This window comes from Halorubrum coriense DSM 10284, from assembly GCF_000337035.1.
In the GTDB taxonomy this organism is placed as follows: Archaea; Halobacteriota; Halobacteria; order Halobacteriales; family Haloferacaceae; genus Halorubrum; species Halorubrum coriense.
Genome location: NZ_AOJL01000027.1, coordinates 1 through 12,083 on the forward strand (window position 1 = coordinate 1; position 12,083 = coordinate 12,083).

10 protein-coding genes and 1 pseudogene are annotated in these 12,083 nt (G+C 71.2%); 5 read left to right on the forward strand and 6 right to left on the reverse strand.

The window, feature by feature from the left end:
• Positions 1-23: 23 nt before the first annotated feature.
• Positions 24-416, forward strand: a pseudogene (locus tag C464_RS06240) (acetamidase/formamidase family protein); the annotation flags it as partial.
• Between the two features lie 12 nt (positions 417-428).
• On the opposite strand, the gene C464_RS06245 reads toward C464_RS06240, so the two are convergent.
• On the reverse strand, positions 429-2,450 hold the full coding sequence (locus C464_RS06245) for a helicase HerA domain-containing protein (protein WP_006112783.1): 2,022 nt from the start codon (positions 2,448-2,450) through the stop codon (positions 429-431).
• Positions 2,451-2,575: 125 nt separating this feature from the next.
• Between C464_RS06245 and C464_RS06250 the strand changes: the two genes are divergently transcribed.
• Complete coding sequence (locus tag C464_RS06250; RefSeq protein WP_006112784.1) at positions 2,576-2,956, forward strand: DUF5518 domain-containing protein; 381 nt, start codon at positions 2,576-2,578, stop codon at positions 2,954-2,956.
• 36 nt (positions 2,957-2,992) lie between these two features.
• Here C464_RS06250 and C464_RS06255 read toward each other — a convergent pair whose 3' ends face one another.
• Both C464_RS06255 and C464_RS06260 read right to left on the reverse strand, forming a co-directional pair.
• The gene (locus tag C464_RS06255; RefSeq protein WP_006112785.1) at positions 2,993-4,681 is read right to left on the reverse strand and encodes a tryptophan--tRNA ligase; all 1,689 of its coding nucleotides are present in this window, start codon (positions 4,679-4,681) and stop codon (positions 2,993-2,995) included.
• Positions 4,682-4,758: 77 nt separating this feature from the next.
• Positions 4,759-5,550, reverse strand: coding sequence for a TOBE domain-containing protein (locus C464_RS06260; RefSeq protein WP_006112786.1), 792 nt, complete (start codon positions 5,548-5,550; stop codon positions 4,759-4,761).
• A gap of 127 nt (positions 5,551-5,677) precedes the next feature.
• On the opposite strand from C464_RS06260, the gene C464_RS06265 reads away from it, so the two are divergent.
• From C464_RS06265 to C464_RS06275, 3 genes are read left to right on the forward strand one after another with little or no spacing between them, the layout of a single operon-like run.
• The gene (locus C464_RS06265; RefSeq protein ID WP_049910920.1) at positions 5,678-6,643 is read left to right on the forward strand and encodes a substrate-binding domain-containing protein; all 966 of its coding nucleotides are present in this window, start codon (positions 5,678-5,680) and stop codon (positions 6,641-6,643) included.
• Positions 6,644-6,645: 2 nt separating this feature from the next.
• Positions 6,646-7,395, forward strand: a complete 750-nt coding sequence (locus C464_RS06270; RefSeq protein WP_006112788.1) for an ABC transporter permease — start codon at positions 6,646-6,648, stop codon at positions 7,393-7,395.
• 22 nt (positions 7,396-7,417) lie between these two features.
• Positions 7,418-8,170 carry an amino acid ABC transporter ATP-binding protein gene (locus C464_RS06275; protein ID WP_006112789.1) on the forward strand — a complete coding sequence of 251 codons (753 nt, stop codon included), beginning with the start codon at positions 7,418-7,420 and terminating at the stop codon, positions 8,168-8,170.
• A gap of 266 nt (positions 8,171-8,436) precedes the next feature.
• On the opposite strand, the gene C464_RS06280 is transcribed toward C464_RS06275, so the two are convergent.
• From C464_RS06280 to C464_RS06290, 3 genes are all read right to left on the reverse strand, one after another.
• Positions 8,437-8,988, reverse strand: a complete 552-nt coding sequence (locus tag C464_RS06280; protein ID WP_006112790.1) for an HIT family protein — start codon at positions 8,986-8,988, stop codon at positions 8,437-8,439.
• The gene (map, locus tag C464_RS06285) at positions 8,988-9,896 is read right to left on the reverse strand and encodes a type II methionyl aminopeptidase (RefSeq protein ID WP_006112791.1); all 909 of its coding nucleotides are present in this window, start codon (positions 9,894-9,896) and stop codon (positions 8,988-8,990) included. The genes C464_RS06280 and map overlap by 1 nt, the downstream gene beginning before the upstream one ends.
• A gap of 124 nt (positions 9,897-10,020) precedes the next feature.
• Positions 10,021-12,072, reverse strand: coding sequence for a histidine kinase N-terminal 7TM domain-containing protein (locus tag C464_RS06290; protein WP_006112792.1), 2,052 nt, complete (start codon positions 12,070-12,072; stop codon positions 10,021-10,023).
• Between the last annotated feature and the right edge of the window lie 11 nt (positions 12,073-12,083).

A 12,083-nucleotide genomic window follows, 5' to 3' on the forward strand; every position in this document is an offset into this window, starting at 1 on the left:
AGAGATGTGTATAAGAGACAGACTTCCCCGTCTTCCAGCCGGGCGCGATGCTGGCGATGGGCGACGCGAAGGCGGCAATGGCCGACGGCGAGATGTGCGGGACCGGCGCGGAGATCGCGGTCGAGGTCGACGCGACGCTCTCCGTGATCGACGACCCGGCCGTCCCGCTGGACCGGCCCCTCCTCGACACCGGCGACGCGGTGAAGACGGTCGCGAGCGCCGAGACGCTGGAGGAGGCGGTCGAGAAGGCGAACCGCGACATGCTGGGGCTGCTGGCGCACCACCACGGCTTCTCGCGCACCGAGGCGTACCTCTTCTCCAGCCTCGTCGGCGGCCTAGAGATCAGTCAGGTTGTCGACCCGCAGGTCACGGCGCGGAACGCCGTGCCGAGCGAGTACCTCTCGGTCCCGTTCTGATCCCGGCGAGAGTCAGCGCTCCGTCCGCTCGGCGAACCGGCGCGCGGCGTCGCTCAGGCCGGCGTCGGCCGCCGTTTCGCCCTCGTCGGCGTCGGCGGCGTCGGGGGGCGCCGCGTCCCGAGCGCGGTCCGCGGCGGTCCCGTCGTCCGCGGTGACGGGGTCCTCGCCGTCGGCCGACGCCGTCGTCTCGGCCTGATCCCCGCCGGACCGGTCGGTCGGCCCTCCCGCGGGCGGCTCGCCGACGTCGGTCGGGGCGGCGTCCGGCGGGTAGCTCAGCTCCGCGGGCGGGACGAAGACCGATTCGACGGCGCTCACGACCTCGTCGACCTGCGCCTCGTCGAGCCGGTCGGCGTACGCCTCGCGGACGAGGTCCGGGACCGCGTAGGCGTAGTGCCCGCGGCCGGCGTGACGGATGAGCCCCGCGCGGCGGATCGGGCGGTGGCGGCTGTAGGCGTGTCCGGAGTCGCCGTCGCCGCCGGCGTCGATATGGGCCGCGACGGGGTCGCTCGCGCCCTCGCGCCGGTAGTGACGGAGCATCCCGCGGGAGAGCTCCGGGAGCGCCTCGATGCGCGAGCGGAGCTCCTCGATGACCGCCTCGCGGGTGCCGAGTTCGATCGCGTCGTCGAACCGGAGCGCGCTCTCGGCCACGTCGTCGCGGGTGACCGGGTCGACGTCGTCCGGCGGCCCCGACGCGGACGCGACCGCGGCGTCGGAGTTGGGAGTTGCGGAGTCGTCGGAGTCGCCCTCGGAGGCGTCGGCCGGAGATTCGCTGCCCGTCGACGCGGCGGCCTCGGAGCCGTCGTCGGCCCCGGGACCGCCGTCCGCGGCCGACGCCGCCGAGTCGCCCTCGGTCGCGGCGACCGCCTCGTCGTACGACTTGAGCACCGACTGGTCGCCGTTTCCGTCGTCGCCGCCCGCTCCGCCGTCGTCTCGGGACCGGTCAGGGCTCGCCGCGGACGGACCACCGCCGCGGTACGGGGCCTCCGCCTTGCCCAGCAGCGCCTGCGCGAACTGGTCGGCCATGTTGCTCAGGTCGCGGGCCTCCTCCAGCTCGCGTTCGAGGTCGGCGATCCGCCGGTCCCTCTTCTCTAGCTCCTGCTTGAGGTCCGCGATCTCGGACTCGCGGCGCTCCTTCTCGTCGGAGATCGATTCGAGCTCGCCGACGAGGTCGCTGGAGACGGACTTCAGCTCCGGGCGCTCGAAGTCGTCGAGCCCGGGGGTCGCGCCCGCGTCGAACGTCTCCTTGCGGTGGAACTGGATCCGGCGGATCGACTCGTCCCAGTCGGTCATCAGGAACGCCTCGCCGTCGCCTAAGTCCTCCACCGCGCTCGCGTACTTCGAGCCGAGGATGCGCCCGACCACCTTCGTGTCGTTGTCCCAGGTGAGCCGGTGCCAGCAGAGCCAGTCGCACTGGGTGATGAAGTCCTTCTTGACGTCCGCCGGGCGCTGGCTGATGCCGACGATGCCGAGCCCGTGCTTCCGGCCGCGTTTCCCCACCTTGATCAGCATCTTCCCCGTCTCGTCCATCCCGCCGCCCTCGGGGATGTACTCGTGACACTCCTCGATCACGAGCAGGAAGGGCTTCTTCATGCGCTTCTCCTTCGCGAACAGCTGTCTGACGACCTCCAAGAGGAGCTCGTTGGCGGTCTCCTCTTCGAGGTAGCCGGAGACGTCCAAGATGATCGGGACGTTCTGCTCTAAGGCGAGGGCCGCGATCTTCTCGGCGTGTTCGGGGGAGACGACGATGTCGCACTCGTCGTCCGCGCCGGCGTGGAGGATCTCGTACTCTTCTTTTAAACCGTAATATTCGCCGTCCGTGTCGACGATAAGAACCGGGAAGCCGCTGTCGAGCAGGTTCTCGATGACGACCGAGGCGGTGTTGCTCTTCCCGGAGCCGCTCTTCCCCGTGATAAACGATCGGCCGGTGAGGACGTCGACGACCGGGAGCTCGACCGGCGACCCCGGCTCCGCCGTCGCGTCGCCGCCGATCCCCTCGCTGACGTCCGCGACGTGGATCGTCTCTGCCTCGCTCATACCCGTGAGAGGTAGCGCCCGCCTCATAAACCATCGCCTCGGTCGTCGGCCGGGTACACCGGTCGTAGGCGAGTCGGGTTCGAGGCTCCGCAAGACGTATGCCGCCGCCGGGAGTGCGGCCGCGTATGGACAGCGAAAACACCCTCCTCAACGCGCTCGTCGGCGCGATCGCGACGACGGTGCTCTCGTTCACCGGCATCTCGCCGCTGCTCGGCGGCGCGGTCGCCGGGTACTTAACCAGCGACGGTGAGCCGGACGGCGGCGACGGGCTCCGGGTCGGCGCGCTCTCCGGCGCGATCGCGTCGATTCCGATCGTCGGACTGCTGCTTCTCGGCCTCGTGTTGTTGCCGTTCTTGGGACTCTTCGGGTTCCCGCTCGAAGCCGGGATCGCAGTCGGCGGGGTCGTCGTCTTCGGCGCGATTATCGTGATCGGCGGCGTCGCCTACACCGTGGTGCTGAGCGCGCTCGGCGGACTGCTCGGCGTGTACGTGAAAGAAGAGCTGTAGGGGCCGCGCGTGGCGGGCTCGGTCCGTGCCGCGGGCTCAGTGCTCGCCGCCGGTGCCGCGCCGGTCGGAGTCGAGGTCGATGTCGAGGTCGTCGAGGAGCTCCTCGGCCTCCGCGCGCTTCTCTTGATGATCTTCGAGGAACTCGCGCATCAGCTCTGCCGCCTGCTCCTTACAGCCGCCACAGAGGCGCTCGCCGTTGACGCACTCGGCGTACACCTCCTTGGTCAGCTCGTCGTCGTCGCCCGCGAGCAGGTAGGCGTACAGCTCGTAGACGGGGCACTCGTCGGCCTCGCCGCCGAGCTCGCGCTGCTCCGCGGCGGTGTCGCGCCCGCCGGTGGTCGCCGCCTTCACCTTGTCGTAGCCGTCCTCGGGGTCGTCGAGCAGCGAGATGTGGCTCGCCGGGATCGACGAGGACATCTTCCCGCCCGTGAGCCCGGTCATGAACCGGTGGTAGATCGAGGAGGGCTGCCGGAAGCCGAACCCGTCGTGGTCGATCTCGACCTCCCGCGCCAGCGACTCGGCCTCCCCGCGGGTGAGTTCGAACGCGTCGACGTGGCCCTCGAAGACGCGCTTTTCGCCCGCCACGGCCTCGATCAGCGCCTCGAACGCCTCGTCGGTGGCGTTGCGGTCGAAGAACCGCACGCGGGGGCGGAGCGGCTCCTTGCCGCCGGCGCGGAGCTTGTCGAGGGCGGTCGACTTCGCGGCCGCGAGGTCGACGCTGTCGCGGTCGGTCTCGGGCGGCTCGTAGTCGGCGAGCCACTCGGCGGCGTCCTCGCAGCGCACGTCGCTCTCGGCGGCGTCGCCCTCTTCGGCAGCGTCACCGTCGCCGTCGCGGGCCGCGAGCGCGTCGTAGGCGGCCCGGACGAGCCGCCGCTCGTCGTCGTCGAGCTCGAAGGAGGCGAACGCCTCGGTCACCTTGAAGTAGCGCACGCGGGTCGCCAGATCGCGGGTGAGCCTGACGTGCGGGTCCTGGTCGGGGCCGACCGGGATCACCGTCGGCTTCGGCTCGTCGACGAGCTGCGGGTAGAGGATGTCCGCGGTCTGGGTGATCACGCTCTGCATGTGCGAGATGTTCGTCTCGCCGTCGAAGCCGTAGATCGCCTCGAACTCCGAGAAGTTCGCCTTCGAGCCGAGCTCGAACCCGAGGTCCTGGACCGCGCGGTTGTCGGACTGGCGGTACAGCTCCCCCTCCTCGGCGTCGAAGCCGAGCGCGAGCAGGGAGAGGAGGTAGTTGCGGGCGTGCTCGTCGATCTCGTCCCACGACATCCCGCGCGCGGAGTGCGCCTCGAGGTCGGCGATGAGGCCGAAGGCGTCGCCGCCCATCCGCTGGTGCCAGATGATCTCGTCGAACACGAGCTTGTGGCCGATGTGCGGGTCGCCGGTGGGCATGAACCCGGAGAGCGCCGCGAACGGCTCGTCGTTCGCCATCGCCTCCGCGACCGCGTCGTACTCGCGGTGACCGAAGATGACGCCGCGGCGCATCAGGTAGTGCGGGTCCGGCACGTCGTCGTCGACCTCGTCGAACGCCTCGATGCCGAACTCCGCGAAGAGGTCCGCGTAGTCCCCGACCGACGCCGACCCCCACGGGTCGAGCGCGACGTCCTCGGCCGGCTCGTCCGCGCGCTCGGTCCCGCCGTCCGTCCGAGGGGCGGCCGGGTCGGCCGCGGCGTCGCCGCCGCGCCCGTCGCCCGGCGGGGTCGCGCCCTCGGGGGTGTCTTCGTCCATACCAACCCTCCCGTCGGTCGACGCAAAAACCGTTCGCTTGCGCGGGACCGGTTGGCACAGTGTGTCGGCCGACCGAGTCACTCCGCGTGCGCCACCAGCCGCGTCGCGGTCGCCTTCCACCGGAGCGACACCCGGTCGCCGGGAGCGAGACCGAGCCGACCGACGCTCTCGGCGGTGATCAGCGCCGCGACTTCGACGGCGGCCTCGACTCTCTCTCCCCGGTCGACCGGTTCGACCCCGATCCGAACCGTCGACACCGTCTCGCCGGAGTCGATGCGTGAGACGCGGCCGGTCAGGCGGTTCCGGGCGCTCGTCGCGTCCGGATCGACCTCGCTGGCCGCGTCGTTGACCGTGACCGCGTCCGCGCCGATCCGGACCTGGACCGGATCGCCCGCGGCGACCGTGCCGCCGTCGCTCCCGTCACCCCCGGCGTCCTCGTCGCCGGTCGCGCCGTGGAGCCCGGAGAGCGCCCCGACCGCGGTGTCGACGACCGCGATCTCGCCGTCGATCGCCTCGACCGTCCCGCGCAGCACCGTCTCGGGGACCGACGCGGTCGCCGCGAGGACGGCCTGAAGCCGGTCGTAGCGGTCGAGGAGGTCTCGGCCCGACGCGGCGAGTCGGCTCCCGCCGCCGCCCTCGCCGCCGCGGCGGCGCTCGACGAGCGTTCCGTAGGCGTCCTCCAGCGTCTCGATCCGCGAGAGCGCCCGGGCCCGGGAGCGACCGAGCGCAGACGCGGCCCCCGCGACCGACCCCGCGGCGTCGACCGCGCGCAGGAGCGCGGCGTCGCGGCCGTCGAACTCCACGCCGTCCTCGACGAGCGCGGCGTGCCCCCGCCCCGCGGCCGCGTCCGGACCGGTCGCGTCGCTCATGTCCGGAGGATACGTCCGGGCCGTGTTGGGAGTTTCGACGCGCCGTCGACCCCCGCTCCGGTCGCGTCGATCCGGCGTACGGGGCCGTGACGCAACTTATATGTCGTGTCGACCCACCGTTGTATCTATGCCGATACAACGACGTACGTTCGTGGCTGCGCTCGGTGCCGGGACGATCGCGAGCACGGCGGGCTGCTCGTCGACGGGAGGCACCGGCGGCGACGGGAGCGACGGCAGCGGCGGGAACGGCACCGCCGACGGGACGCCCTCGGTCGCCGGCGAGACGCTGACGCTCACGACGACGACGAGCACCTACGACACCGGGCTCCTCGACGAGATCCACACGGACTTCGAGGAGATGTACGGCGTCACGGTCGACGCCGTCGCCCAGGGGACCGGCGCGGCCCTGGAGACCGCCCGCAACGGCGACTCGGACATCGTGATGGTCCACGCCCGCGGGCTCGAAGACGAGTTCATGCGCAACGGGTACGGGATCAACCGCCGGGACCTGATGTTCAACGACTTCGTGATCGTCGGCCCGGCGGACGACCCGGCCGGGATCGAGGGGACGGGCTCCGCGACCGAGGCGCTGACGACCGTCGCGGAGGCGGAGGCGACGTTCGTCTCCCGCGGCGACAACTCGGGGACGCACACGAAGGAGCTGAACCTCTGGGAGGCGGCGGGCACGGACCCCGGCGGCGACTGGTATCAGGAGACCGGCACCGGGATGGGCGAGGCGCTCAACGCCGCCAACCAGCAGGGCGCGTACACGCTCTCCGACCGCGGGACGTTCATCTCGCAGCGGTCCGAGATCGACCTCACGATCCTCGTTCAGGGACCGATCGAGGGCGGGCCGGAGATCCTCGCGAACCCGTACGGCGTCATGGCGGTGAACCCCGGCGTCCACGAGAACGCCAACTACGACCTCGCGATGGCGTACATCGGGTGGATCACCAGCCCGGGCGTCCAGAACGCCATCTCCGAGTACCAGGTGAACGGCGAGCAGCTGTTCTTCCCGGAGGCCGTCTCCGAGGACCCCGACTTCCGGCAGTACGTTCCGGAAGGCTGGAGTAGCGACGACTCGGACGCGTAAGCGTGCCGCTCGAACCGGTCGCACAGCTGGCCCCCGCCCTCCTCGACGGGGGCGCGGGCCCCGCGGCGTCCCTGCTCGGCGTCTCGTTCAGAGAGGGATACGTCGGGAGCGTCATCGCGGTCTCGCTGTACGTGAGCCTCACCGCGGTCGCGTTGAGCACGCTCATCAGCGTCCCGGCCGCCGTCGCCATCGGCCTCACGGAGTTCCCCGGGAAGGGGTTCGTGAAGTCGGTCGTCAACACGGGGATGGGGTTCCCGAGCGTGGTCGTCGGACTGGTGGTGCTGTTCGCGGTCTCCAACCAGGGGCCGCTGGGGTCGCTGGAGCTCATCTTCACCCGCGAGGCGATGATCATGTCGCAGTTCGTCCTCGCGACGCCGCCGATCACCGCGATCAGCCTCGCGGCCGTGAGCGGCGTCGACGACGGCGTCCGCGACGCCGCCCGCGTCCTCGGCGGGACCCGCGTCGACGTGGCGCTGGTGGTGATCAAGGAGGCCCGCTACGGGATCGCGACGGCGGTGTTGGCCGGGTTCGGCCGCGCGATCAGCGAGGTCGGCTCCGTGCTGATCGTCGGCGGGAACATCACGAGCGCGGACGGCATCTCCAAGACGCGCACGCTGACGACGGCCATCCAGCTGGAGGCCAGACAGGGACGGTACGAGACCGCGATGGTGCTCGGTGCGGTGCTGGTCGCGCTCGTGTTGACGGTCAACGCCGTCGTCGTCCGCTTCGGCGATCGGGGGGTGACCGGTTGATGCGAAGGGAGGTGACCGGCTGATGCTCCGCGCCACGGGGGTGTCGCGGTCGTACGGCGACGATACCGTGTTCCGCGACCTCACGATCGACGTCGACGCCGGCGAGGTCGTCGCCGTCATCGGTCCCTCCGGCGTCGGCAAGACGACGCTGTTGCGAACGCTCGCGCTGTCGCTGGAGCCGGACGAGGGGAGGGTGAAGCTCGACGGGACCGACCCGTGGACGGCCGACGAGGCGGAGCGGCTCGTGCTGCGCCGCCGGGTCGGCATGGTGTTCCAAGAGGCGAGCCTCTTCGCCGGAACGGTCGCCCGCAACGTCGAGTACGGGCTCCGGGTCCGCCGCTCGTGGAGCGAGCGGATCGCCTCGCTCTTCCGGCTGTCCGGCGCGGCGGACGCGGTCCGCGAGTCGCTCGACGTCGTCGGACTGACCGACAAGACGGACCAGCCGGTCGACTCGCTCTCCGGCGGCGAGGCCCAGCGGGTGTCGTTCGCCCGCGCGCTGGCGTACGACCCCGACGTCCTGCTGCTCGACGAGCCCACCTCCGACCTCGACCCGCGCAACACCGCGGTCATCGAGGACGCCGTCGGCGAGGCGAGCGACAGGGGGATCGGCGTCGTCGTCGCGACCCACGACATGCATCAGGCCGAGCGGGTCGCGGACCGCGTCGCGGTGCTGTTGGACGACGGGATCACGGAGGTCGGGCCGACGGCGGAGATCTTCGAGGACCCCGCCGACGAGCGCACCCGGAAGTTCATCTCTGGCGAACTGGTGTACTGATATCGAGAAAGAGGAGGAATCCGGTCGGATTCCGGCGGCCTGACGTGGCTGGCCGACGTATCTGCGGAGTACGCCTCCAAAGCCCCGGCCTCGTCGTTGGCACCCTCCGCTTCGCTCCGGGGCCAGCGACTCCAGCGAGGGACCGGAGCTCCCTCTGGCAGCCGGCGCGTAGCGCCGGCGATCTCGCGCGTGCGACTCGCTCCCTGCGGGCGCTCGTCGGCACGCGCCACCGCGACGTTTGTTTATCTGTGATCGACACCGCCGCTTCAGATGTCGAAGTCGAGTTCGACCGCGTCGCCCGCCTCCGCGTCGCCCGGATCGACGGCGTTCTCGTCGGCCGCGAAGCCCGCGTGGAGGTGGTCGTAGGTGCGCTCTATCGCCTCCACGATCACCTTCGTCTCGCCGGTGACGGGCATGAAGTTCGTGTCGCCGCTCCAGCGCGGGACGACGTGGGTGTGGAGGTGGTCGATCGACCCGCCCGCGGCGTCGCCGCCGAGGTTCTGTCCGGTGTTGACGCCGTCGGGGTCCATGTCGCGGCGCAGCGCGGCGAGCGTCGCCGCTTTCAGCTTCGCGTGGTCGAGGAGGGTCGCGTCGTCGAGGCCGGTCGGATCCTCGCGGTGTTCGTCCGGGATCACCATCGCGTGGCCGGGGTTGTACGGCGCGTTGTTCAGCAGGACGTAGTTGCGCTCGCTGCGGGCGACCACGCGCGCCTCGCGGGCGTCCTCCCGCTCCGGGAGCACGCAGAACGGGCAGCCGTCGATGGGGTCCGCGTCGCGTTCGACCCACTCGATCCGCCACGGCGCGAAGATCTGATCCATCAGTCGTCGAAGCCGTGGATGCCCGCGGTCGTCACCTCGACGCCGTCCTCGGTGACGAGGAGGGTGTGCTCCGCCTGACTCACGAGGGCGTCGTCGTCCTCCTTCAGTACGGGGTAGCCCTTGATCGCGTTCGCCTGCTTCAGCCGGCGCAGCGCCATCTCCGCGCGGTCCGTCTCCAGCCACCGCGCCGCGAACGGGAGGTCGTCGAACGCCTCGATCTCGTCGAGCGCCTGCCGCGCCCGCCGGTCGCGCACGCTCGCGGAGCCCCGCTGTTCGAAGATCTGCTCGTCGGTCCCCTCGCCGACCTTGCCGCGGCCGTCGGTGGCGAACGGCTCGATCGCGACCGCCTGCCCGGGCTCCAGTTCGACGGAGCGGTCGACGCCGCGGTTCGGCACCGTCGGGCCGGTGTGGGCGTCGTAGCGCTGGACCCCGTGGCCGGAGAGGTTGAGGACCGGCGTGTAGCCGTACCCGCGGATCACGTCCTCGATCGCCTCGCCGACGACGCCGACCTCGACGCCCGGGCCGGCCTCGTCGAGCGCAGCTTCGAGGGCCATCTCGGCGGCCTCGGCGAGCTCCGGCGTCCCGCTGTGGTCGACCGTCACCGCGGCGTCGGCGATGTAGCCGTCGACGTGGACGCCGACGTCGAGACACACCATCTCCTCGCCGAACTCGGTCTCGTCGTCGCGGCTCGGCGTCGCGTGCGACGCCTCCGGATCGACGCTGATGTTCACCGGGAACGCGAGGCCGGCCCCCTGCTCGCGGACGAAGTCCTCCGTCCACTCGGCGACTTCGAGGTGGGTCCGGCCCGGTTCGACCATCTCGCGGGCCTCGTTCATCGCCTCGACCAGCACCGCGCCGGCCTCGCGGTAGCTCTCGACCGCGTCCTCGTCCAGAGGTCCGTGACTCATGGCTTCGGCTTCGGCGAGGGCGCGCAAAGAGGTTGCGGAGGGCGGTCGACGCACGGCGGCGGTCGACCGCGGCGATCCCACCGGGAACCACGTCTGAGCGGGACCGCCGCGAGAGACGGCGGGCTCAGTCGCTCCCCTCGGTCGCCCGCGGGAGCCACATCTGTACCACCGTGCCGGTCGGCTCGCGGGTCGCTATCTCGACGTCCCCGCCGGACTCCGTGATTATCCAGTGGACGAGCCAGAGGCCGAGCCCGCTCGCGTGTTCGAGCGCCGTCTCCCGGGCCTCCGAGAACACCGTCCGCTCGACCGGCGGGATGCCCGGCCCGTCGTCGGCCACGTCGACTCGGAACCGGTCGCCGTCGGCGACGACCGTCGCCTCGACGTGCGGGTCGTCGCCGTCGTTGTGGACGACGGCGTTCTCCAACACGTTCCGGATCGCGGACTCCAGCAGCTCGTCAGCGGCGACGACCGCCGACTCGGGGGCGGTCACCGACACGGTCGCATGGGGGAACGACGACTCCAGCGACTGACAGAGTCGGACGACGAGCGCGGCCAAGTCGATCTCCGTCCGGGCCGCGTCGCTGTGGAGCGCGACGTCGATCTCGCGGGCCTGATCGCTCAGGTGCGTCAGCGTCCCCACCTTCCGGTCGATGACGTCGAGGTAGGGGTCGCCCTCCTCGTCGACGTGGTCGCGGAGCAGGTCGGCGTACCCGCCGATGACGTTGGTGTCGTTCTTCAGGTCGTGACGCAGCACGCGGTTCAGCACTTGGAGCCGCTGCTCGTACCGCCGAGCCTCCGTGACGTCGGTGGCGGTGATGACGACCTCACGGGCGTCCTCGAACAGCCGTTCGATCACCGTCTCGAACAGCCGCCAACTGCCGTCGCCGCGGGCGATGCGGTGCGTGAGCGACTGGGGCTCGTCACTGTCGAAGGCGCGCTCGAACGCGTGCTGTGCCTCGCGGCGGTCCTCGGGGTGGACCAAGTCGATGACCGGGCGGCCCTCGATCTCGTTCGGCCGGTGGCCGATCAGCCGCTCTATCGACGGACTCACGTACCGGACCAGGCCGTCCTCCCCGCAGACCGCGATCACGTTCGGGGACTTCTCGATGAGCGCGCGGTACCGCCGCTGGAGGGTCTCGCGCTCCGTGATGTCCCGGAACAGCAGGACGATCCCGCCGCGAGTCGTTCCCGGGCCCGTGATGTCGTGGACGTCGACCGTCAGGAACTGGGGCGCACCGCCCCCGTCGAGCGTCACGCGGAACTCGTCGTCCGAGCCCTCGCCCGTCACCGCGTCGGCGACCGTCGGGAGATCGTCGAACGCCTCGCCGACCTCGACGCCGATTTCGGCCTCCGGGAACAGGGCCTCGGCCGGATCGTTCCGGTCGACGACCCGCCCGTCGGCGTCGCAGACGACGACGGCGTCGGAGAGGTTCGCGAACACCGCGTCGCGCGCGACGGGAGAGACGTCGAGCAGCCGGTATCGGAACACGAGCCACGCCAAGAGCGCCGAGGTCCCGCCGAAGGCGACCGGCGTGAAGTCGACGACGCCGTTCTCCGGACCGATGACCCCGGAGATGCCGGCCGCGCCGAACGCCATCGGCGCGACGCCGGCGACGAAGAGGACGGCCGCCTGCCGGCGGAACACGCCGTCGCGCGCGACCGCGGCGTAAGCGAGGACGGCGAAGGTGAACAGGTTGACCGCGTAGGTGTAACCGACGAATCCGAGCAGCGCCGCCGTCGGGGTGTACTCCAAGACGCGATAGCCGTCGGCGTCAACGAGGGCGGGGTCGACGTAGAAGAGCGGGTCGACGCCGACCGTCCAGACGGCGACCGCGACCGCGGCGGGGACCGCCCAGAAGAGCGGGAAGCGGCGGCGACCGAGCCACGCCGTCCGGTCGACGTACGAGAAGACGAAGGCGGGCCACGCGACCGCTAACCCGGCGGAGGCGAACCAGACGAACCGGTTGAAAAACAGCGCGGGACCGAGCGCTGGGGCCGACAGCTGGGCCGCGTACGCCAGCGCCCAGACGCCGGCGGTGCCCGCGACGCCGACGAAGCTCCACAGGAGCGCGTGGCCGCCGCGTGAGCGGTTTCCGACGGCGTACACGGTGAACCCGAAAGAGGCGACGGCGGCGACGAGCAGCGGAACCGTGTACGGCGTCGGTTGCCACGTCATCGATACGGGTA

Excerpts from the sequence above, each read along its gene's own strand:
- C464_RS06250 (WP_006112784.1), top strand. The coding sequence starts at position 2,576 with ATGGACAGCGAAAACACCCTCCTCAACGCGCTCGTCGGCGCGATCGCG.
- map (WP_006112791.1), bottom strand. The coding sequence starts at position 9,896 with ATGAGTCACGGACCTCTGGACGAGGACGCGGTCGAGAGCTACCGCGAG.
- C464_RS06245 (WP_006112783.1), bottom strand. The coding sequence starts at position 2,450 with ATGAGCGAGGCAGAGACGATCCACGTCGCGGACGTCAGCGAGGGGATC.
- C464_RS06255 (WP_006112785.1), bottom strand. The coding sequence starts at position 4,681 with ATGGACGAAGACACCCCCGAGGGCGCGACCCCGCCGGGCGACGGGCGC.
- C464_RS06275 (WP_006112789.1), top strand. The coding sequence starts at position 7,418 with ATGCTCCGCGCCACGGGGGTGTCGCGGTCGTACGGCGACGATACCGTG.
- C464_RS06290 (WP_006112792.1), bottom strand. The coding sequence starts at position 12,072 with ATGACGTGGCAACCGACGCCGTACACGGTTCCGCTGCTCGTCGCCGCC.
- C464_RS06265 (WP_049910920.1), top strand. The coding sequence starts at position 5,678 with ATGCCGATACAACGACGTACGTTCGTGGCTGCGCTCGGTGCCGGGACG.
- C464_RS06280 (WP_006112790.1), bottom strand. The coding sequence starts at position 8,988 with ATGGATCAGATCTTCGCGCCGTGGCGGATCGAGTGGGTCGAACGCGAC.
- C464_RS06260 (WP_006112786.1), bottom strand. The coding sequence starts at position 5,550 with ATGAGCGACGCGACCGGTCCGGACGCGGCCGCGGGGCGGGGGCACGCC.